This is a genomic window from Actinosynnema sp. NPDC020468 (genome assembly GCF_040642015.1).
Classification (GTDB): domain Bacteria; phylum Actinomycetota; class Actinomycetes; order Mycobacteriales; family Pseudonocardiaceae; genus Actinosynnema.
Genome location: NZ_JBFAEO010000048.1, coordinates 43,148 through 64,189, shown reverse-complemented (window position 1 = coordinate 64,189; position 21,042 = coordinate 43,148). Strand labels below are relative to the sequence as shown.

Below are 21,042 nucleotides of genomic sequence, written 5' to 3'. Positions count from 1 at the left end.
GCCCGAGCGGATCCGCGTGGGTGTCCGCCGGCTCGCCAACGTCATCAAGGACGAGCACACGGCGCGGTAGGACTGCGGGCACCCGCTGGCCGAACCGGCCCCGTCTGACGCCGTGTGGCCACACGGCGTTGTACGACTGCGCGCACCCGGCCGAATCGGTGCGTCCGGCGCGTGTGGCCACACGGCGCAGTAGGACCGCGGGCACCCGCCGACCGAAGCGAGGCCCGTCACGCGCGGCGCCCCGACCCGCACGCCACGCCCCGTCGCGCGCGGCGCGTGGGCCGCCGAGGTGCCGGGTGGTCGAGCGGCCCCTCCGGCTGCACGGAGCCCGAGAACCGTTGTGCGCGTTGGCTTCCGTCGATCCCGCGCGGCCCCGTGGCGGGCGGGATGGTGGTTGTCCCATGAGCCTACGTTCGCGGGTGGTGCCCGCGGGAGTGCGATCCAGGGGGTAGACCACCTGGCACCACCGGGCGCGGCGGAGGACGCTGGAGGGGTGACTTCCGAAGCCGTCGCCGAACGACGACTCCACGCCGTGCCCGATCTGCCGGACGAACCGTCGCGGTCACCGCTGCTCACGCGGGTGCTGCCGATCCTGGCCGGGGTGGTGGTGCTGGTGGTCCTGCTGCGCCGAAGGCGGAACCGCTGACCCCGCGCGGCCGGCGGTCGGTCCTCGGGTCGGCCGCCTGCCTCGCCCTCCTCGCCGCGTGCACGACCGCGCCCACCGCCACCCCGAGCCCGAGCACACCGGCCCCGACGAGCAGCACCCCCGCCCCACCACCGTCGTTCACCCTCGCCGCGGGCGGCGACATCCTCGTCCACCCGGCCCTCACCGAACAGGCCGACCAGGACGGCGCGCGCGATTTCCGGCCCCTGCTGGCAGGTCTGCGCCAGGCCGTCGCCGCCGACGTGTCGATCTGCCACCTGGAGACGCCGCTGTCCGCGCCCGGCGCCCCGACCTACGGCTACCCGGCGTTCAGCGCGCCGCCCGAGGTGGCGACCGCGATCGAGGACCTCGGCTACGACAGCTGCTCCACCGCGTCCAACCACACCCTCGACCGCGGCGTGGACGGCGTCGTGACCACGCTGGACCGGCTCGACGCGGTCGGGTTGCGGCACACCGGCTCCTACCGGTCCGCCGCCGAGGCCGCCACGCCGCTGATCCTCGACGTGGGCGGGGTGAAGGTCGGGCACGTCTCGTTCACCTACGGGTTCAACGGGATCCCGCTGCCCGAGCCGTGGCGGGCGAACCAGCTGACCGCGGACGGGGTGATCGCCGCGGCACGGGCGGCGAAGGCGGCCGGCGCCGAGGTCGTCGTCGCCTCGCTGCACTGGGGCGCGGAGTACCGGCACGAGGCGACCGACGAGCAGAGGGAGATCGCCCGGGCCGTGCTCGCCGACCCCGCCGTCGACCTGATCCTCGGCACCCACGTGCACGCCGTGCAGCCGGTCGAGCGGATCGGCGGCAAGTGGGTCGTCTACGGCATGGGCAACGAGGTCGCCCGGCACTCCGAGCCGCAGGGCAAGACCGAGGAGGGAGTGGTGGTGCGCTTCAGGTTCGTGAAGGGCGCCACCGGGTGGGCGGTCGACGAGGCCCGGTACGTGCCGACGCTGGTCGAGTTCGGACCACCGATCCGGGTGGTCGACCTGACCGTCGCGCCGGAGTCGCCACGTCGCGTGGAAGCGTTGGGGCGCACGGACTCCGTGGTGCTGTCGCTGGGCGCGCCGATCAGCCGGTGACGGCCCGGACCCGCCGCAGCCGGTCCAGCCAGCGCGCCGCGGTCCGCTCGTCCGCGGCGAACTCGGCGTACCGGTCGGGCACCGGCGGCGCGGTCGGCACCGGCAGCCACCCGTCGCGCGGGGTCAGCGAGTCGCCCGCCACGTCGCCGTCCAACAGCGACAGCGTGCCGAGCCCGCAGGCGAAGTCCAGTTCGGGCAGCGCGCCGGCCAGCGCGAGCCCCGCCGCCATGCCCACCGACGTCTCCACCGCCGAGGACACCACGCACGGCAACCCGGCCGCCTCGGCGACCTTCAGCGCCTGCCGGACCCCGCCGAGCGGCGCGACCTTGATCACCGCGAGGTCCGCCGCGCCGGCCACGGCCACCTTCATCGGGTCCTCGGCCCGGCGGATCGACTCGTCGGCCGCGATCCGCACGTCCACCCGGCGCCGCACGGCGGCCAACTGCTCGATGTCCGGGCACGGCTGCTCCGCGTACTCCAGCCCGCCGGCCACCCGGTCCAGCTCGCGCAACGCGCGCACGGCCGTGTCCACGTCCCACGCCGCGTTCGCGTCGACCCGCAGCCGCCCGCCCGGACCGAGCGCGTCCCGGACCGCCTCGACCCGGGCCAGGTCGTCGGCGAGCGACGCGCCGGGATCGGCCACCTTCACCTTGGCGGTCGTGCAGCCGGACCGGGTCACGATGGCGTGCGCCTTCTCCGGCGACACGACGGGAACGGTGCAGTTGACCGGGATCCGGTCGCGCACGGGCGCGGGCCACCCCTGCTCGGCGGCCTCCACGGCGCACGCCAACCAGGGTGCGCACTCGGTGTCGTCGTAGTCCGGGAACGCGCAGAACTCGCCCCAGCCGTGCGCGCCTTCGAACAGCACCCCTTCCCGCACGGTGATGCCGCGGAACCGGTTGCGCAGGGGGATCGAGTAGACGAGGACCACCGGTCGAGCTTAGAGCGGGTCCAGCGCGGCCACCCGCCGCAGTGCCGCGCAGGCCAACTCGGGATCGGCCTCCTCGGCCAGGATCCGCAGCGCGGACGCGAACTCGTCCACCCGCCGGTCCACCGACCCGAGCGCCCGGGTCGACTCGGCGATCGCGGCGCTCAACCCCTCGCGGTTCACCGCCTGCCGCAACGCCCGCCGCACGGTCAGGCTGTCCCGCAACGCGAACAGCACCCGCCACAGCAGCACCTCGACCTGGCCGACCCGGACCGGGTCGAGCCTGGCCTTCGAACCGCGGGCGGCGAGGAACGACTCGCACAGCCGCCGCCCACGCCGGCGCTGCTCGTCCAACCCGAAGAACTCGTCGGAGTGCACCACGTCGCCCGCCGACCCCGCGAGCACCACGTCCCACTCGGACACCCGCACGGGTAACAGGAGGATCAGCGCGACCGACACCACCGCCGCCACCACGAAGAACGCGATCCCGACCGGCACGCCGACGGCGCCGCCGACCAGCACGCCACCGACGACGCCCGCCGCGCCGCCCGCGCCCGCCACCCACACCCCGACCCGCCGTCGGGCCCGGACCGTCGCCGCCCGCACCGCGGCCGACCGGTCGGCACCCGGCCGCCACGCGAACCACCCGGGTTCGGGCGACCCCAGCACAACCACACTCATCCGCCACCGACCGTCGGGCCGCAGAACCAGTCCACCCAAAACTAGCGATCACCCACAGCCGTGTCGATCACCACCCGGGCGACGGCGGCGATCAGTCGATCTTGGGCAGCTCGGGGCCGAGCAGGTCGTCGGCGTCCACGATCCGGTAGGCGTAGCCCTGCTCGGCGAGGAAGCGCTGGCGGTGGGCGGCGTAGTCGGTGTCGAGGGTGTCCCGGGAGACCACGGAGTAGAAGTGCGCCTGGCGGCCGTCGGCCTTGGGCCGGAGCAGCCGGCCCAGCCGCTGGGCCTCCTCCTGCCGGGACCCGAAGGTGCCCGACACCTGGACGGCGACCGACGCCTCCGGCAGGTCGATGGAGAAGTTCGCGACCTTCGACACCACCAGGGTCCGCAGCTCGCCCCGCCGGAACGCGTCGAACAGCGCCTCGCGCTCCTTGTTCTTGGTCGAACCCTGGATCACCGGCGCGTCCAGCGCGACACCCAGGTCGTCCAGCTGGTCCAGGTACGCCCCGATCACCAGCGCGGGCTCGTCCGGGTGCTTGGCCAGCACCGCCTGCACGACCGGCACCTTCGTGCGCGCCGTGGAGCAGAGCCGGTAGCGCTCCTCGGGTTCGGCCGTCGCGTACTCCAGCCGCTCGGCGTCGGTCAGCGTCACCCGGACCTCGGTGCACTCAGCGGGCGCGATCCAGCCCTGCGCCTCGATGTCGCGCCACGGCACGTCGTACCGCTTCGGGCCGATCAGCGAGAACACGTCGCCCTCCTGGCCGTCCTCGCGCACCAGCGTCGCGGTCAGCCCGAGCCGCCGCCGGGACTGGAGGTCGGCCGTCATCCGGAACACCGGCGCGGGCAGCAGGTGCACCTCGTCGTAGACGATCAGGCCCCAGTCCCGGGAGTCGAACAGCTCCAGGTGCCGGTACTCGCCCTTCGACTTGCGGGTGATCACCTGGTAGGTGGCGATGGTCACCGGCCGGATCTCCTTGCGCTCGCCCGAGTACTCGCCCACCTCCTCCTCGGTCAACGACGTCCGCGCCACCAGCTCACGCTTCCACTGCCGTCCCGCGACCGTGTTGGTGACCAGGATCAGCGTCGTCGCGCCCGCCTCGGCCATCGCCGCCGCGCCGACCAGCGTCTTGCCCGCGCCGCACGGCAGCACGACCACGCCGGACCCGCCCGCCCGGAACGCCTGTGCGGCCATCCGCTGGTAGTCGCGCAGCTTCCAGCCGTCCTCGACCAGGTCGATCGGGTGCGCCTCGCCGTCCACGTACCCGGCCAGGTCCTCGGCCGGCCAGCCGACCTTGAGCAGCAGCTGCTTGAGCCGGCCGCGCTCCGACGGGTGCACCACCACGGTGTCGTCGTCCAGCCGGGTGCCGAGCATCGGCTTGACCTTCTTGTTGCGCAGCACCTCTTCGAGCACCGCGCGGTCGAACGAGGCCAGCACCAGCCCGTGCACCGGGTGGTTGGTCAGCACCAGCCGGCCGTACCGGCCCATCGTGTCCACCACGTCGACCAGCAGCGGCTGCGGCACGGGGTAGCGGGAGAACCGGACCAGCGCGTCGACCACCTGCTCCGCGTCGTGCCCGGCGGCACGGGCGTTCCACAGCGCGAGCGGCGTGACGCGGTACGTGTGCACGTGCTCGGGCGCGCGCTCCAGCTCGGCGAACGGCGCGATGGCCGTGCGCGCCTCGTCGGACCGCGGGTGGTCCACCTCGAGCAGCAGCGTCTTGTCCGACTGGACGATCAAGGGGCCGTCGGTCACGAGAGGGCACTCCTGTCGGTTGGTGTCCCTACAGTGTTCCAACCGTGTGCAAGTCGATGGCCTCGAGTGACCCGGCTGTGACGCTGAGCGCACGGACTCGTTTTGGTAAAGCCGACCACTTCTCGGTTGGCGGCCGGTTAGCGTGCCTGCGCCTGCCGCGTACCACCCAGACGTGGAATCGAACCGCGGCAATCCCGAATGGATGAACGAAGGTCGACATGAACGCGCCCGGACCCCAGCAGTACCCCCAGCAGCCGCAGCAGCCGTACCAGGGTCAGCCGCAGGGCCAGCCCTTCCCGGGCGAGCCGCAGGGCCAGCCGTACCAGGGCCAGCAGCCGCAGGGCCAGCCCTACCAGCAGGCGCCGCAGCAGCCGTACCCGCCGCAGCAGCCCTTCCAGGGCCAGCCGCAGCCGGTCGCGCCCAAGAAGAAGGGTGTCGGCGCCCGCATCGTCAGCGGCATCATCGGCGTGGTGGTCGTGGTCGCCGTCGGCTACGCGATCAACTACTTCGGCAGCGACGCCGCGCAGACCAAGGCCGGCGCCTGCGCCAGCGTCACCGGCACCACGGTCAAGCCGGAGTACAAGACCGTCGACTGCGGTTCGGCCGAGGCCAACTACACCGTCGGCAAGGTGCTCGACTCGACCACCGCGTCCTGCGGCGGCAGCTACGACGAGTACACCGAGACCCAGCGCCGCGGCCCGGACACCAAGCTCTGCCTGGTGCCGAACCTCGAGGAGGGCGGCTGCTACGACCTGATGAACACCCTCAACATGGGGTTGAAGAAGGTCGACTGCTCCGGTGCGAGCGTGGTCAAGCTGGTGAAGAAGATCAAGGACGTCGAGGACGAGGCGGCCTGCGCCGAGGTCCAGGCGACGCCGCTCACCTTCCCCGAGCCGAAGTTGACCTTCTGCTTCGTGCCCGCCGAAGGGGCCTGATCCCCACCTCCGCCGAGGGTGGCGCGCGCGTGCCGCTACCTTCGGTCGGGTCACGCGCACACCCGCCCCAGCGAGGATGATGATGAGCAACGACCCGAACAAGCCGGACCAGGCCGAGGGCGCCGTGCCGTCCGCGGAGCCGAGTGGCGCCGACGCGCCGACGCCGCCGTCGCCGGAGGTGCCGCCGGCCCCCGCGCCGGACACGCCCGCCGAGGCCGCCGCTCACCCCGTCACCCCGCCGCCGGTCGCGCCGGAGCCGGAGCAGTCGTCCTCCCCGTACCTCCTCGCTCCCGGCCAGGAGGCGCGGGACGAGGAGGAGGACGAGCCGCGCAAGGAGGGTGCCGGCGGCGGCACGCTGAAGAAGGTGCTGATCGCCGTCCTGGCCGTCGTCGTGGTGGGCGTCGGCGTGTTCGCCGTCCGCTACTTCACCTCCGGCACGTCCGCCCAGGCGGGCGACTGCGTGAGCGTGGCCGAGAAGTCCGGCGAGACCACGGTCGACGTCGACACGCTCGGCTGCGGCGAGGACAAGGCGACCTACAAGGTCGGCAAGGTGCTCCAGTCCTCCGACGCGACGTGCCCGGAGGAGGGCCTCTACTCGGAGGTCACCCCGGCGTCGAGCGCGGGCGACGGCTACAAGCTGTGCCTGCTGCCCAACATGACCGAGGGCGCCTGCTACAAGCCGAGCGACACCGGCTCGGACTTCGTCAAGACCGCCTGCTCGGGCGCTGAGACGATCAAGGTGACCAAGGTCCTCCAGGGTGACACCGACACCTCGAAGTGCCCCGAAGGTGCCGGCATGTCCTATCCGGAGCCGGCCGTGACCTACTGCCTGGCACCCGCCGAGCAGTAGCACTACGCCGAACGGGTGGTTCGACAGCGCCCGATGCTTGTCGGGCAGTGCCCGGAGAAACACCCCCGGTCCGCCGGGAACGACCTCCCTCGCCCCGGCGGGGGAGGTCTTTCGGTAATCGGGTGATCACCTGCGGTGGCGGGGCGGTCGGCGCTACGGTGCCCCCGCCCGAGCCGAGAGGACACCGACGGTGACCACGCCACCCCACCCGCCGCCGTACCCGCCGCCCGGCCGGGACGGGCGCCCTCCGGGTCCACCTCCGCACGGCGCGCCACCGCAGCCGGTCGGCCACCCTCCGCCCTACGGCGCGCCACCGCAGCCCGTCGGCCCACCGCCGCCCTACGGCGCGCCACCGCCGCCCTACGGGCCGCAGCAGCCTCACCCACCCCGGTACTCGCAGGTCAACCCGGTGCCACCGGCGCCGAAGGGCGGCACGCCACGCGGCGCGAAGCTGCTGATCGCGGCCGTCGTCGTGGGCGTGGTGGGCATCGTGGTGGCCGGCCTGATCGCCAACGCCACCGGCCCGTCCGGCGCCGACCCGGGCGAGTGCGTCCGGGTGAACCGCGTCACGGTGACCGACGCGGACGTGGACAAGGTCGACTGCGGCAGCGCCGACGCCGCCTTCAAGGTGGCCGCGAACCTCGACAGCGGCACCGACTCCTGCCCCTCGGGCGACTACTCGGAGTACTCCGAACGCGGCGGACGGCGCAGCGACGGCTACAAGCTGTGCCTGATGCTCAACGCCGCGCCGGGTGACTGCTTCGCGCAGGAGGGCACCGTCGTCGCGGGCAAAACGACCAAGGTGACCTGCGATTCATCCGCCACGCACAAGGTGACTAAGGTCGCCGCCGGCACGGCGGACAACAGCGCGTGCGAAGCGGGCGAGATCGTGTTCGTGTACTCACAGCCTGCGACCACGGTTTGTCTCGCCGAGGCGTAAACGCGAAAAAATAGGGGGCGTCCTCACTTGAGGACGCCCCCCGCGGGTCGGTTTTCGAACTCGACTCAGTTGGCCGTTCCAGGGGGTAGCAGCCCGCCGACGTCCAAACGACCGGGCAACACGTCCTCGGTGTCCATCATGTCGGCCACCCGCTGGAGCCGGACGGGGTTCAGCGACAGCGGGAACGTGCCCACCGACACCAGCGCCGCGGTCTGCTGGTCGACGTCGACATAGCCGGTCAGCGCGTCTTGCACGGAAAGCTTGTCGTTCGACGCGGCCTGCTGCGCGTCCCGCAGCACGGACCGGAACAGGGCGAGCGTCTTCGGGTTCGCGTCGGCGAACTTCTTGCTGGCCGCGTACCCGGACATGGGGAAGTCCTTGGTGGGGCCCACGGCCGTGTCGGTGAGGATCCGGGCGCCGATGTCGCGCTGCGCCTTGGTGATGTACGGCTCCACCATCCACGCCGCGTCGACGGTCTTCGAGGTCAGGGCGTTGGCCATCTGGTCGAAGCCCATCTCGTTGAACCGGATCCGGCCCTTCTCCACGCCGGCGGTCCTGAGCACGGCCTTCGTGGTCAGCGCGCCGATGTCGTTGACGTCGTTCACGGCGATCCGCGGCGACGCCAGCTTGCCCGGCGTCGTGTAGTCCGGGTTGGTCGTGACCAGCGCCATCGAGTTCGCGCCCGCCTGGTAGGCCTCGCCCTGGAGCTGGAGCTGCGCACCCTTGGAGACCTGCGTGAACAGGTTCACGTGGCTCGCCCAGGTGACGTCGAGCGTGGTGTCGAGCTGCTTGATGCCCTCGGCCTCGCTCGCCACCGTGACCAGCTGGACCTGGAGGCCCGCCTTCTCGAACAGCTTGTTGTTCAGCGCCAGCTTCAGGGGCGCGACGTCGACCACCGGCATGACGCCGATGCGCAGCGTGTTGCGCTCCACCTGGGTCTGGTCACTGCCGCCGGAGCCCGGCAGCAGGCCGCACGCCGTCAGGGTGGCGGCACACGCGAACAACGCTGCCGCACGTCGGAGAACACGTGCTGGGGTAGGCATGGCACCTCTCGCCGGAGCGCGGGTCTATTTGATCAACCGAATTAGTCGCGGAGTTGTCGACTGCGGGGATGGTAACCACCCGGAGGTATGAAAGACAGCCCTGATCGATACGGTGAGTGCTTACGGAGTCTTCCCCGAAGCAGGGGGTCGGCACTACGCTGCACGGCCGGTGGCACAGGTCTTGCGGGCACTTGTGCCCCCGTGCGGTTGCGTGGGGTGCCCTAGCCGGCGACACCACCTCTGTGCTGCAATTCGGCCCGTTTTCTAGTCCATGCTTCGGTCCGTGGGGAGAGGCCGGGGAACACTGCTGCCGGAAGAGGAAGCCCAGGGTGGCCCGACGTGAGAGAGGTCCCAGCCAGTCAGGCGTGGGGATTCCACCGCGCTCCGAAAGACCCGAATTGGGTGATGGAGTGACTGCGCTGCGTGATGGAGCTGTGACCGATTCAACCGGTGCCGGCCCCGCCACGGATATCCGGAAGCGGAATGCGCGGACGGCGGGGTGGCGGCTGCGCAACTGGCGGCTGCCCACCAAGCTGGCCGCCGTGCTGCTGATCCCGACGATCGCGGCGCTCGCGCTGGGCGGTCTGCGGGTCAACTCCGACCTCGCCGACGCCACCGAGTTCAACCAGCTCGCGAACCAGATCCAGCTGGAGGCCTCGGTCGCCGACCTCGTGCAGCAGTTGCAGCGCGAGCGGGACCTGAGCACCAGCCACGTGGCGTCCGGCCGCAGCGCCGATCAGCGGGTGGTCCTCGACCGCCAGCTCAAGCGCGTCAACGACGCGACCGACGCGCTGAACAACAAGATCGTGGAGCTGAGCGGCGACCTGTCCGAGGACACGGTGACGCGCTTCCGCCGCGCCGCCGAGCAGCTCAAGCGCCTCAACAGCCTCCGCGGCGCGGTCCGCGAGACGCAGTACCCCTCCGACGCGGTCCTCCGCACCTACTCGGAGTCCGTCGAGAGCCTCCTGGACCTGGGCGAAGAGGCCATCGCGGGCATCAACGACCCCAGCCTGGTGCGGTTGCACCTCGCCACCAACGCGATCGCGCGGATCAAGGAGCAGGAGTCGCGCAAGCGCGGCATCATGCTCGACGTCTTCCAGCGCGGCGAGTTCACCGGCGACCAGCAGCGCGCGCTGCTGGCGGCCAACGCGGAGCTCGACGCGGCGCGCAACGACTTCCGCAAGTCCGCGACCCCCGACCAGGCCAAGATCTACGACGACACGGTCACCGGTCTGATCGTCGACACCGCGAACGACATGCAGGAGTCGGCGCTCAACCTGGCGACCAACGGCCAGAGCCTCGAGTCGCTGCGCCCGGAGAAGTGGGACATCGCGGCCACGCTGACCGTGAACCTCACCCGGGACGTGGAGAACCTGCTCCTCGAGCAGCTCCAGAACCGCACCGACGAGCTGACCGGCGCGGCCCGCTCCGCGGCGTTCCGCGACTCCGGCATCGTGCTCGGCGCGCTGCTGCTGGCCCTGGTCATGGCGCTGTTCGTGGCGCGGTCGATCCTCAACCCGCTGCGCACGCTGCGCCGCACCGCCCTCGCGGTCGCCGACCACGGTCTGCCCGAGGCGGTCGGCCGGATCCTCGCGGACCCGAACCCGCAGGAAGCGGCCAAGACGGCCATCGACCCGGTGCCGATCACCACCCGCGAAGAGGTCGGCCAGGTGGCCCGGGCCTTCGACGCGGTGCACGGCGAGGCGGTCCGGCTGGCGGCCGAGCAGGCGCTGTTGAGGGACAACGTCAACTCGATGTTCGTCAACCTCTCCCGCCGCTCGCAGGCCCTGGTCGAGCGCCAGTTGAACCTGATCGACCGGCTGGAGCAGGACGAGCAGGACCCGGACCAGCTCGCGAGCCTCTTCGAGCTCGACCACCTCGCGACCCGCATGCGCCGCAACAGCGAGAACCTGCTGGTCCTGTCCGGAACGGACCTCTCCCGGCGGCTCACCCGCCCGGTGCCGGCGGCCGAGGTCCTCGGCGCCGCGGTGTCCGAGGTCGAGCAGTACGCCCGCGTGCAGGTCGGCCAAACCCCGGAGCTCACCGTCCAGGGTCGCGCGGTCAACGACCTCGTGCACCTCATCGCGGAGCTGCTGGACAACGCCACCGCGTTCTCGGACCCCGTGACAAAGGTCACAGTCCGCACCGCGCGCACCCGCAAGGGCGAGCTGGCCGTGGAGATCCAGGACCGCGGCGTCGGCATGAGCGAGCAGGACATCCGGGACGCGAACGAGCGGCTGGCGAACCCGCCGGACGTCGACGTCGCGGTGTCCCGCCGGATGGGTCTGTACGTGGTCGCGCGGCTGGCCAAGCGGCACGACATCCGGGTCCGGCTGCGCGGCAACGAGGACATCGAGGGCGGCACCACCGCGCTCGTCGTGGTCCCCGAGACGCTGGTCCAGTCGCCCGGCGCGCCCGCCGTGTCGCCGTTCCCGGCCGAGACGCCGTTCTTCGGCACGGTCGCGCCGCCGCAGCAGAACACCGCGGAGCGGGCCAGCGGCATCGCCGGCGCGTTCACCGGTGTCACGCCGCGGATCGAGGACGACCAGCCGGCCTTCCCGGTCAGCTTCGTGCAGGGCGACGGGGAGTCCGACTCCCACGCCGTCACCGGCCTGCCGTCGTTCGGCGCCGAGGCGCCCGAGGAGACCTCGCAGGAGATCTCCCAGCCGTGGCTGCCGATGGGCGACGAGCCCGTCGAGCGCGACCTCGAGAACGAGCCCGTCGGCTCCTTCGGCGAGCCCACGCTGTTCACCGCGTACGAGGACCGCGACGAGGAGGACGCGGGCCACGGCTTCGAGACGACGCAGTTCGCGCCCGTCCTCGACGGCGGCCTGCTCAACGGCACCCTCCTCGACCCGGCGGTCGAGGAGCCGGTCGAGCCGGAACCCGAACCCGAGCCCGAACCGGTCGCCGTCGAGCCCGAACGGCGCAACGGCACTGCTCCGGATTGGTCGGCCAACGGCGTCGCGGGGGGTGGGAGGAAGATCGAGCACGACCTGGACGCACCGACCGAGCGACTGCCGATCTACGAGGCCGTCCTCTCCCAGTGGTTCCAGGCCGTGGGCAGCGAGACCTCGGCGGCGACCGCGCAGGCGGTTCCACCGGCTCCCCAGCCCGAACCGGAGTCCGAGCCAGTAGCGCGGGAGGAGACGGCCCTGCCGACCCGCAAGCCCCGACCGGTGCCACCGGTCGCGCCGACGACCACCGAGGACCCCCTGCCGACGACGACCCGCCGGGAGACCCCGGCGGCGGAGAGCGCGCCGTCGCTCACCGAGGGCGGCCTGCCCAAGCGGCAGCCGCGCACGTCCGACAACCCGCCCAAGCGCACACCGGAGGCGCCGCGCGTGACCGAGCCCGAACCGGTCCACGAGCCCGAACCGGTGACCGAGCCCGAACCCGCGGCCGAGTCCGCCGAGCCGGCGTGGCAGTCTCCCGCCGACGAAGGTTGGCAGGCAGCACAGGCCCTGCTCAGCAAGGCCCCAGAGACCACGACACAGGCAGGGTTGCCCAAACGGGTGCCCAAGGCTCAGCTTGTGCCGGGAAGCGCCGCTCCCAAACCCCAGGCGGAGCGGCAACCGCAGCGGCCCCCGCTGCCACCACGATCGGCTGACGCCATCCGTGGACGCATGTCGAGTCTTCAGCAGGGCGTCCGTCGTGGGCGACACGCTTTGATCGACGCTTACGCTGGTGACATGTCGAGCCGGCAAGACGAGGAGCAGGAGTGACGACCGCAGCTCAGCCAGGCAGTTTCGGTTGGCTAATCACCGACTTCGTGCGCCGGGTACCCGGTGTCGCACATTCCGTGGTCGTGTCGGCTGACGGGCTTCTGCTCGCCGGCTCGCAGGGCCTGCCGCGTGACCGCGCGGAGCAGCTCTCCGCGGTCGCGTCAGGCCTGGTGAGCCTCACCGCCGGAGCAGCGCGCTGCTTCGAGGCGGGCGCGGTGAACCAGACCGTGGTCGAGATGGAACGGGGCTACCTGTTCCTGATGTCGATCAGCGACGGTTCGTGCCTCGCCGTACTCGCCGCACCCAACTGCGACATCGGTTTGGTCGCGTACGAGATGACCCTGTTGGTCGAGCGCGTGGGCCAGCAGCTCACCCCGGAGCTGCGTGCGCAGCTCCAGGGTGTGGTTCGGCGGTAGATCCTCATGAGATCGTGGGGGTGAGAGGTAAATGGCTGAGAGATCTGGCGCCAGAGGCCGCGGCTTGGGTAGGAAGTTCAACTACCAGCAGTGGGCAGCCGATGGCTTCCAGTTTGATGAGCCGGACGCCGACGACCCCGCACAGGACGAGGAAGCCGACGACGCACCCAACCCGCGGCCGGTCCGAGCGGAGCGGACACCGCGGGTAGAAGGCACAGGGCAGGGGCAAGACGATATGTCTCAGCGTGAGGTTGACGACTCGTCGTACGACTACGACGACGTCCCCAACCGGTTCGACATCGACGGGTACGGCAGCGGGCTGTTCGGGGGTCCGGGTGCCGACCTGTTCGGTGCCCACGGCCTGCCCGACAGCGTGCCGGAACAGCTGCCCTACACCACCGGCCCGCAGCCGGTGGTCCGTCGCGAGGAGAACCCCGCGGCGGAGTCGGGGTCGCTGGTCCGCCCGTACACGCGGACCGGTGGCCGCACCCGGCCCGACTACGATCTCGCCATCGAGGCGCTGGTCTCGACCAGCGACCGCGGCCTCGAAAGGGACGCGGCGGTGCTCCCCGAACACCGGTCGATCTGCGGTCTGTGCACCGACACCAGGTCGGTGGCCGAGGTCGCCGCTCACCTCCGGCTCCCGCTGGGCGTGGTGCGGGTGCTGATCGGCGACATGGCGAGCATGGGTTTGGTTTTGATTCACCAGGGCGGATTGGTCGTGGGGGACCGGCCGTCCATCGATTTCCTTGAGAGGGTGCTCAGTGGGCTTCGCAGGCTCTAGCCCCAACGCGGCCGAAGGCGCACGGAAGCCGACGACCTCCGCGAAGATCGTGGTGGCCGGTGGCTTCGGCGTGGGCAAGACGACGTTCGTCGGTTCCGTGTCGGAGATCGTTCCGCTGACCACCGAAGCGGTCATGACCGAGGCGAGCGCCGGGGTCGACGACCTCTCGGCCACGCCGAACAAGGTCACGACCACGGTGGCCATGGACTTCGGTCGGGTGTCACTGGACCAGGACCTGATCCTGTACCTCTTCGGTACGCCGGGTCAGCACCGGTTCTGGTTCATGTGGGACGACCTCGTGCGCGGCGCCATCGGCGCGATCGTGCTCGTGGACACCCGGCGGCTGGCCGACGCTTTCGCGTCGATCGACTTCTTCGACGACCGGCAGCTGCCGTACGTCGTGGGGGTCAACTGCTTCGACGGCCTGCTGCACCACCGCATCGAGGACGTCAGGGAAGCCCTCACGATCGACCAGTCCGTGCCGATAGTGACGTGCGACGCCCGCAACCGGCAGTCCACGAAGCAGACGCTGATCACGCTGGTGGAACACGCCATGCGCCAGTGGATGTCGGTCCGCGCCGGCTGACGCGTTCGTGAACGCCCGAAGGGCGGTCTCCTCGTGGGAGACCGCCCTTCGGGGTTTACTGCACTGTTCCGACAACGGCAGGTTGTGCCCGCCGCGGGCTTCGTGGGCGTGAACCGCGCGCCCCGGGGCCGACGTCAGCCGATGTGGATGATGCCGAGCAGGCCGCCACCGCCGAGCAGACCACCGCCGACGACGTCGCCGTCGTGGCCGCCGCCGTTGATGTCGATGTGGATGCCCAGCAGGTTCAGGTGGGCGACCAGGTCGAGGTCGATGTCGATCCCGCCGTTCAGGTCCACGACCACGCCCGAGGTGGTCGTGTGCACGTCGGTGGCCGTGGCAGCCCCGTCGACCGTGGCCGCGGCGCTGTCCACCACGTCGGTCGCGGTGGCGACGGCATCCGTGCCCCCGAGGGTCGCGTCCACCACCGCGTCGACGTTCGCGACCACGGTCGCGGTGTCGTCGGTGGGCGTCGCGGTGTCGGCGTTGGCGGTGCCGGCGGCGAAAGCCCAGGCCGCGGCGACACCCGCGAGCACGAGCATTCCCCTGCGCAAGATGGCCATTCTGGTGCTCCTCTGTAGTCCGGGTGGACGTCCGAAACGCCCACTCAGACGCTAGAGGGAAACGAGATCACCACCGGGTGGACGCATCTCACGAACGATGGAACACGGAGAGTGAGCTAGCTTTCGGCCATTGCGGCGGATGTGATGCGGTGGAGGGGGAACCTGCGCACTTCGCCGTAGGCGACGTCCACCCCTTCCAGTACGCCGCCGCCGACGAGGTGCGGAGTGATCAACCGGCGGGCCGCGGTGCCGTGCCCGTCCACGAAGTCCACCAGCACGTTGCGACCGTCCTTCGCGGCCTGCTGCAACAGCTCCAGCGTCGCGGAGGGGCCCGCGCCGAGGTGGCCCGGCACCGACACCCGCGTGCCGCCCGTCGTGCGCGCCGCGCGGTCGCCCGCCCGCACCAGCCGCACCAGCTCGCCCAGCTGCTCCTCGGACGGCGTGGCGGCGGGCACCGGCCGGCGGCGGCCCTTGCCCGGCACCCGGCGCCCGCTCTCCCGCAGGTCGAGCACCCGTCCGTCGGGGCCCTCGGCGGCGGGCGCGAAGCCGGCGCCGCGCAGCCCGTCCAGCACCTCGGCCAGCGGCAGCGGCGACACCAGCACGGTCGGCGCGATCCGGCGCAGGTCCAGCCGCTCGGCCACCGGGTGCGCCAGCACCTCGGCCACCAGCACCGGGTCGTCGCAGCGCAGGAACGAACCCGCCGTGCCGCCGCGCAACCGCCCGTGCCGCCGGGCGGCGTCGTCCAGCAGGTAGGTCAGCGACTGCGGCACCGGCGTCCGCGACCGGGACCGGAACAGCTCGTGCAGGTCCGCGGCGGTGCGGCCGGCGTCGAACGCGCGCCGCACCGAGCCCTCGTGCACCCGGTAGACCGTCGCGCTTCCCGCCGATTCCACGTCCGCGACCAGCGCGATCTCCTCGGCCAGCTCCGGCTCCAGCCTGCCGGGCGCGACCACGGTCAGGTCGGCCTGCACCAGCACGTGGTCGACCGGCGGCGGCAGCACGTCGGCCAACCGCTTCGCGGCCGGGCCGCCACCCTCGGACAGCAGGGTCCGGCCCTGCGAGGTCAGCGCGTGCAGCGCGATCACGCCCACCGCGGTGCCCTCGTCCACCGTCCAGCGGACCAGCTCGTCGCGCAGCCGGCCACCGCGGCGCGGCGCGCGCCAGGCCAGCACGGCGGCCAGCTGGGCGGTGTCCGGCACGGCCGTGCCCGGGTCGAGCGCGGCCAGCGCCTCCAGCACCCGGCGGCGGTCGCGCGGCGCGGCGGGCCGGTTCAGCTCGGGGGCGAGCGGGTTCAGCAGCCGGTCGCGGTCGTCGCGCCCGCCGATCAGCCCCGGCAGTCGGGGCAGGTCGAGCCAGGCCTGGGCGAGCGTGGCCCACCGGTGCTCCGGCCCGGCGGTCAACCAGCCGTCCGCCTGGGTGGTGGGCACCCACTCGGGTTCGGTTCCGTCGCTGTCCGCGACCAGGCCGGCGTTGACCACCAGTTCCACCAGCAGCGCGGCCCGCGGTTCGTCCACGCCCAGGTCCTTGGCGAGCCGGCGCACCTCGCGCACCCCGAGCCCGCCCGACCGCAGCACCGCGGGCGGTTCCGCGGACCAGGCCGTGAGCAGACCCTCGACGTGCCGGCACAGCTCCAGCGCCGCGCCGCCGCCCGTGCTGTCCGCGCCGACCGGGTCGAGCGACCGCGTGGTCAACGGCGGTTCGGCGCTCGCGGCCGAGGCCAGCGGCCGGTCGCCGCGCACCTTCAGCCCGATCTCGCGGGGCAGTTCGACGGTCTGGGCGTCCCGGCGGATCAGCAGGCCGCGCGCGAGCAGCTTCTGGATCGGGGTCTGCGCCCTGGCCAGCGACACGACGTGCGCGGCGTCCCTGGTCTGGCCGACCGGCGGTCCGGCGGCCAACGTCGCCAGCACCCGGCGCTCGTCCTCGCCCAACCCGCCGAGGTCCGCCTCGGCCAGCGCCGGCGCCGACCGACCGAGGCCGCACGGGAACGGGTTGACCGCGTCCCGGGTGGCGGGCGGCGTGGACAGCGCGTCGTCCTCGCCCCACAGCAGCGCCCGCGCCCGCAGCACGGCGAGCGCGTCCCGCACGTCCCGCCCGAACAGCTCGGCGAGCCGGTCCGCGCTGGTCGGCCGCTGGTCGGCGTCGACGACCAGCAACCCCTCCAGCACCGCGAGGGTGAACGTGTCGAGGTCCTCGCAGGCCCGCGCGACCGACGCCCGCGACCCGATCCGGGTCGCCAGCACCGTCGTGTCCGCGGGCGGCGGCGTCGCCAGATCCGGGCGCGCGCGCAACAACGCCACGAGCGCGGAATCCTCCCGCCCCCGCAACCACTCAGCCAACGTGCCGCCGGACATCCCCACCACGGTATATGCCCGGCCCCGCTCGCCCCCAGGAGTCCTCCGCGCCGAAGGCCCGAAGATCCGCCCGAGCAGCACGTTCCGCCCGGTACGTCCGGGTCGGTTCGCCTCCGGCCACACCGCACGACGCGCGACGCCGGGTCCGCGCTGTCCGACCCGCGCTGTCCGACCCGCGCTGTCCGACCCGCGCTGTCCGACCCGCGCTGTCCGACCCGCGCCGCCGGGTCCGCGCCGCTCGGCCGCGACGTCGGCTCCGTCGCGCCGGCTCGCGGCGCGGACTCCGCGGCACCGGGTCGACTCCGTCCGGTGGTGCCGGAGGTCTCGCGGGTGCGGGGCGGGGGTAAGGCACACTTGTGGGCGCAGACCGGCACCACCGAGGAGGAATCGTGGCCAAGGCCCGTCCCGAGCGCATCGACCCGCACTGGCCGGAGCCGCCGGCCGACGGCAAGTACGCGGTCAGCGAGTTGGCGAGCGAGACCCAGGGCGCGATGTCGCCCTTCGGCACTGTGACGTTCCCGCTGCCCGTCGACCAGTTGGGCTACCACCACCCGGTCACCGAGATCAACCGCTAGTCCGTACGGGCGCGCGCGGCGTCGAGTCGCGCGCGTTCCGTAAAGGTGCCGGGACTAGGCTTCGACCACCGCGGAACGCGTTCTGGGAGGTTCGATGCCGGTCCCCGGCCCTGGTTATTCGATCACCGTCCGACTGGAGGCGCCGCCCTCGGCGAGCGCGGCCGGTGATCTGACATCGGCCGTCGGTCGGGCCGGCGGGGTGATCACCGCTTTCGACGTCGTGGAGTCGCACACCGACCGGGTGGTCATCGACCTCACCTGCAACGCCCTGAGCGCCAACCACGCCAAGGACATCACCGACACCCTGGCCCTGCTGCCCGGGATCGTGGTCCGCAAGGTGTCCGACCGGACGTTCCTGGTCCACCTCGGCGGCAAGATCGAGATCTCGTCCAAGGTCCCGCTGCGCAACCGCGACGACCTGTCCCGCGCCTACACCCCCGGCGTCGCCAGGGTGTGCCAGGCGATCGCGGAGAACCCGGACGACGCCCGTCGCCTCACCATCAAGCGCAACACGGTCGCCGTGGTCACCGACGGCTCGGCCGTGCTGGGCCTGGGCAACCTCGGCCCGGCCGCCGCGCTGCCGGTGATGGAGGGCAAGGCGGCGCTGTTCAAGAAGTTCGCGGGCGTCGACGCGTGGCCGGTGTGCCTGGACACCCAGGACACCGAGGAGATCATCCGCGCGGTCGAGCTGATCGCGCCGGTCTACGGCGGCATCAACCTGGAGGACATCGCCGCGCCCCGGTGCTTCGAGATCGAGGCCCGGCTGCGCGAGAAGCTCGACATCCCGGTGTTCCACGACGACCAGCACGGCACCGCGATCGTGGTCGTCGGCGCGCTGCGCAACGCGCTGCGGGTGGTCGGCAAGAAGATCTCCGACTGCAAGCTCGTGGTCTGCGGCGTCGGCGCGGCGGGTAGCGCGATCATCCGGCTGCTGCTCAAGCAGGAGCCGGGCGACGTGGTCGCGGTCGACGTGGACGGCATCGTGCACCGGGACCGGCCGGGCCTGGACGACAACCTCAAGTCCATCGCCGCGGCCACCAACAAGGAGAACGTCAGCGGTCGGCTGCACGACGCGCTGGTCGGCGCGGACGTGTTCATCGGCGTGTCCGCCCCGAACCTGTTCGGCGCCGAGCAGGTCGCCACGATGAACCACGACGCGATCGTGTTCGCGCTGGCCAACCCGGACCCCGAGATCGACCCGATGGAGGCGCAGAAGCACGCCGCCGTCGTCGCCACGGGCCGCAGCGACTTCCCGAACCAGATCAACAACGTGCTGGCGTTCCCGGGCGTGTTCCGCGGTCTGCTGGACGCGAACGCGAAGACGATCACCGACGCGATGCTGCTGGCCGCCGCCAACGCGATCGCCGACGTGGTGGACGGCGACCGGATCAACGCCTCCTTCATCGTGCCGAGCGTGTTCGACAGCTCCGTGGCGCCCGCCGTCGCCGAAGCCGTCCGGAAGGCCGCGAACGCATAACATCCGGTCATGCCGTTCACGCACCTGGACTCGACCGGCGCCGCGCGTATGGTCGACGTGTCCGAGAAGGAGCAGACCGCGCGCACCGCGGTCGCGTCCGGCCGGCTGCGCACGACCACCGAGGTCGTGGGCCTGCTCGGCCGCGACGGCCTGCCCAAGGGCGACGCGCTGGCCACCGCCCGCATCGCCGGGATCATGGCGGCCAAGCGGACGTCCGAACTCGTGCCGCTGTGCCACCCGATCGCGCTGTCGAGCGTGAAGCTGGACCTGGAGTTGGCCGACGCGGAGGTGTTGATCACCGCGACGGTGCGCACGACCGACCGCACGGGCGTGGAGATGGAGGCGCTGACCGCGGTGGCCGTCGCCGGGTTGACCCTGCACGACATGGTCAAGGCGGTGGACCCGGCCGCGACGCTGGACGCGGTGCGGGTCGAGCGCAAGGAGGGCGGCAAGACCGGCCTCTGGGTGCGCCCGTGAGCACCGCGCGGGTGGTCACCGCGTCGAACCGGGCCGCGGCGGGCGTCTACGAGGACCGCAGCGGGCCGATCATCGTGGCGTGGCTGCGCGAGCGGGGCTACGCGGTGCCGGACGCCGTCGTGGTGCCGGACGGCGACCCGGTCGAGGAGGCGCTGCGCGAGGCGGTGGCCGACGGGGTGCGCGTGGTCGTGACGACCGGCGGCACGGGCGTCACGCCGACCGACCGCACGCCCGAGGCGACCAGGGCGGTGCTGGACTTCGAGGTGCCGGGCGTGGCGGACGCGATCCGGATGTCCGGGTGGCCGCGGGTGCCGTCGTCGGTGCTGTCGCGCGGCGTGGCCGGTGTCGCGGGGCGCACGTTCGTGGTGAACCTGCCGGGTTCGACCGGCGGGGTGCGGGACGGGTTGGAGGTGCTCGGGCAGGTGCTGGAGCACGCGGTCGACCAGGTTGCCGGGGGTGATCACGCGTGACGTCGGTGTTGCGGGCGACGGTGACCGACGAGGTCGTGTCGGTGGAGGAGCACGCCCGGCTCGTGGAGCACGCGGCGGCGGGCGCGGTGGTGACGTTCGCGGGTGTGGTGCGCGACCACGACCACGGCCGGTCGGTGCGGTCGCTGGAGTACGTCGGCCACCCGTCGGCGGCGGACGTCGTGGCCGAGGTGGTCACCGACGTCGTGAAGGCGTTCGAGGGCGTGCGCGCGGTCGCGGTGACGCACCGGGTGGGTCCGCTGGAGATCGGCGACGTGGCCCTGGCGGTCGCGGTGTCGGCGGAACACCGCAAGGAGGCCTTCGCGGTGTGCGCGGAACTGGTGGACGAGGTCAAGCGCCGCCTGCCGGTGTGGAAGCGCCAGGTCTTCGCGGACGGCTCCGACGAGTGGGTCAACTGCCCCTGACCGCGAGCACGGCCACGAGGCGAGCACGTCGAGCGCACCGGCCGCGCTGATCGGCACACCGCGCCGACAGACCGACCGCGCCGCGCCTTCCGCGCCGACCCGAGGACCGCGCCGGGCCGACAGAGGACGCGCCGTCCGCGCCGAGGAGCGGTCCGCGCCGACACTCAGTGCGCAGTCGACCGCAGCGGCCGGAGCCCACCACTCGCGGACACCTCGTGCCGGCGGGCCTGGGGTGTGCGCCGGCTGCTCTCACCAAACACGCTCGAACCCGCCGCCCGGGGGTGCGAGCGGCCGGCCTCGCCTTGGCCCGCTGCGGTCGAACTCGCCGCTCG

20 protein-coding genes are annotated in these 21,042 nt (G+C 72.4%); 14 read left to right on the top strand and 6 right to left on the bottom strand.

Annotated elements, in window-relative coordinates; genetic code table 11:
• Nucleotides 1-493 precede the first annotated feature (493 nt).
• Together AB0G50_RS28570 and AB0G50_RS28565 are read left to right on the top strand one after the other, a co-directional pair.
• On the top strand, nucleotides 494-646 hold the full coding sequence (locus AB0G50_RS28570; protein WP_360114309.1) for a hypothetical protein: 153 nt from the start codon (nucleotides 494-496) through the stop codon (nucleotides 644-646).
• Nucleotides 643-1,737 carry a CapA family protein gene (locus AB0G50_RS28565; protein WP_360114320.1) on the top strand — a complete coding sequence of 365 codons (1,095 nt, stop codon included), beginning with the start codon at nucleotides 643-645 and terminating at the stop codon, nucleotides 1,735-1,737. Before AB0G50_RS28570 ends, AB0G50_RS28565 begins: the two co-directional genes overlap by 4 nt.
• On the opposite strand, the gene AB0G50_RS28560 is transcribed toward AB0G50_RS28565, so the two are convergent.
• The 3 genes from AB0G50_RS28560 to AB0G50_RS28550 all read right to left on the bottom strand — a co-directional run bounded on the left by AB0G50_RS28560 (nucleotide 1,727) and on the right by AB0G50_RS28550 (nucleotide 5,099).
• Nucleotides 1,727-2,668, bottom strand: coding sequence for an o-succinylbenzoate synthase (locus tag AB0G50_RS28560; RefSeq protein ID WP_360114306.1), 942 nt, complete (start codon nucleotides 2,666-2,668; stop codon nucleotides 1,727-1,729). The two genes, AB0G50_RS28565 and AB0G50_RS28560, sit on opposite strands and share 11 nt — an antisense overlap.
• 9 nt (nucleotides 2,669-2,677) lie before the next feature.
• Nucleotides 2,678-3,346, bottom strand: coding sequence for a hypothetical protein (locus AB0G50_RS28555; RefSeq protein ID WP_360114303.1), 669 nt, complete (start codon nucleotides 3,344-3,346; stop codon nucleotides 2,678-2,680).
• Nucleotides 3,347-3,437: 91 nt separating this feature from the next.
• Nucleotides 3,438-5,099 carry a DNA repair helicase XPB gene (locus AB0G50_RS28550; protein ID WP_360114300.1) on the bottom strand — a complete coding sequence of 554 codons (1,662 nt, stop codon included), beginning with the start codon at nucleotides 5,097-5,099 and terminating at the stop codon, nucleotides 3,438-3,440.
• A gap of 218 nt (nucleotides 5,100-5,317) precedes the next feature.
• Here AB0G50_RS28550 and AB0G50_RS28545 point away from each other — a divergent pair, with 218 nt between their 5' ends.
• The 3 genes from AB0G50_RS28545 to AB0G50_RS28535 all read left to right on the top strand — a co-directional run bounded on the left by AB0G50_RS28545 (nucleotide 5,318) and on the right by AB0G50_RS28535 (nucleotide 7,824).
• Nucleotides 5,318-6,034 carry a hypothetical protein gene (locus tag AB0G50_RS28545; protein ID WP_360114297.1) on the top strand — a complete coding sequence of 239 codons (717 nt, stop codon included), beginning with the start codon at nucleotides 5,318-5,320 and terminating at the stop codon, nucleotides 6,032-6,034.
• 82 nt (nucleotides 6,035-6,116) lie between these two features.
• Nucleotides 6,117-6,884 (top strand): hypothetical protein, encoded by a 768-nt coding sequence (locus tag AB0G50_RS28540; RefSeq protein WP_360114294.1) that lies wholly within the window; start codon nucleotides 6,117-6,119, stop codon nucleotides 6,882-6,884.
• 409 nt (nucleotides 6,885-7,293) lie between these two features.
• Nucleotides 7,294-7,824: a hypothetical protein gene (locus AB0G50_RS28535; RefSeq protein ID WP_360114291.1), complete on the top strand. Its 531-nt coding sequence runs from the start codon at nucleotides 7,294-7,296 to the stop codon at nucleotides 7,822-7,824.
• A gap of 65 nt (nucleotides 7,825-7,889) precedes the next feature.
• On the opposite strand, the gene AB0G50_RS28530 is transcribed toward AB0G50_RS28535, so the two are convergent.
• A complete protein-coding gene (locus AB0G50_RS28530) occupies nucleotides 7,890-8,828 on the bottom strand; it encodes an ABC transporter substrate-binding protein (protein ID WP_360114288.1) in 939 nt (312 codons plus the stop codon).
• A gap of 473 nt (nucleotides 8,829-9,301) precedes the next feature.
• Between AB0G50_RS28530 and AB0G50_RS28525 the strand changes: the two genes are divergently transcribed.
• From AB0G50_RS28525 to AB0G50_RS28510, 4 genes are read left to right on the top strand one after another with little or no spacing between them, the layout of a single operon-like run.
• Nucleotides 9,302-12,592, top strand: a complete 3,291-nt coding sequence (locus AB0G50_RS28525; protein ID WP_360114285.1) for a nitrate- and nitrite sensing domain-containing protein — start codon at nucleotides 9,302-9,304, stop codon at nucleotides 12,590-12,592.
• The gene (locus AB0G50_RS28520) at nucleotides 12,589-13,008 is read left to right on the top strand and encodes a roadblock/LC7 domain-containing protein (RefSeq protein ID WP_189221129.1); all 420 of its coding nucleotides are present in this window, start codon (nucleotides 12,589-12,591) and stop codon (nucleotides 13,006-13,008) included. The genes AB0G50_RS28525 and AB0G50_RS28520 overlap by 4 nt, the downstream gene beginning before the upstream one ends.
• Before the next feature lie 31 nt (nucleotides 13,009-13,039).
• Entirely contained in the window at nucleotides 13,040-13,792 is a 753-nt protein-coding gene (locus AB0G50_RS28515; RefSeq protein ID WP_360114282.1) for a DUF742 domain-containing protein, read from the top strand.
• Nucleotides 13,773-14,378: an ATP/GTP-binding protein gene (locus tag AB0G50_RS28510; protein ID WP_033432210.1), complete on the top strand. Its 606-nt coding sequence runs from the start codon at nucleotides 13,773-13,775 to the stop codon at nucleotides 14,376-14,378. Before AB0G50_RS28515 ends, AB0G50_RS28510 begins: the two co-directional genes overlap by 20 nt.
• 134 nt (nucleotides 14,379-14,512) lie before the next feature.
• Here AB0G50_RS28510 and AB0G50_RS28505 read toward each other — a convergent pair whose 3' ends face one another.
• Nucleotides 14,513-14,938: a hypothetical protein gene (locus AB0G50_RS28505; RefSeq protein ID WP_360114278.1), complete on the bottom strand. Its 426-nt coding sequence runs from the start codon at nucleotides 14,936-14,938 to the stop codon at nucleotides 14,513-14,515.
• A 116-nt stretch (nucleotides 14,939-15,054) separates the two neighbouring features.
• Nucleotides 15,055-17,289 carry a helicase-associated domain-containing protein gene (locus tag AB0G50_RS28500; RefSeq protein ID WP_360114275.1) on the bottom strand — a complete coding sequence of 745 codons (2,235 nt, stop codon included), beginning with the start codon at nucleotides 17,287-17,289 and terminating at the stop codon, nucleotides 15,055-15,057.
• Nucleotides 17,290-17,678: 389 nt separating this feature from the next.
• Here AB0G50_RS28500 and AB0G50_RS28495 point away from each other — a divergent pair, with 389 nt between their 5' ends.
• The 5 genes from AB0G50_RS28495 to AB0G50_RS28475 all read left to right on the top strand — a co-directional run bounded on the left by AB0G50_RS28495 (nucleotide 17,679) and on the right by AB0G50_RS28475 (nucleotide 20,710).
• Complete coding sequence (locus AB0G50_RS28495; RefSeq protein WP_360114272.1) at nucleotides 17,679-17,864, top strand: hypothetical protein; 186 nt, start codon at nucleotides 17,679-17,681, stop codon at nucleotides 17,862-17,864.
• A gap of 94 nt (nucleotides 17,865-17,958) precedes the next feature.
• Complete coding sequence (locus AB0G50_RS28490) at nucleotides 17,959-19,341, top strand: NAD-dependent malic enzyme (RefSeq protein WP_360114269.1); 1,383 nt, start codon at nucleotides 17,959-17,961, stop codon at nucleotides 19,339-19,341.
• A gap of 9 nt (nucleotides 19,342-19,350) precedes the next feature.
• On the top strand, nucleotides 19,351-19,818 hold the full coding sequence (moaC, locus tag AB0G50_RS28485; RefSeq protein WP_360114266.1) for a cyclic pyranopterin monophosphate synthase MoaC: 468 nt from the start codon (nucleotides 19,351-19,353) through the stop codon (nucleotides 19,816-19,818).
• Entirely contained in the window at nucleotides 19,815-20,288 is a 474-nt protein-coding gene (locus AB0G50_RS28480; RefSeq protein ID WP_360114263.1) for a MogA/MoaB family molybdenum cofactor biosynthesis protein, read from the top strand. Before moaC ends, AB0G50_RS28480 begins: the two co-directional genes overlap by 4 nt.
• Entirely contained in the window at nucleotides 20,285-20,710 is a 426-nt protein-coding gene (locus AB0G50_RS28475; RefSeq protein ID WP_360114260.1) for a molybdenum cofactor biosynthesis protein MoaE, read from the top strand. Before AB0G50_RS28480 ends, AB0G50_RS28475 begins: the two co-directional genes overlap by 4 nt.
• The last annotated feature ends 332 nt before the right edge of the window (nucleotides 20,711-21,042 follow it).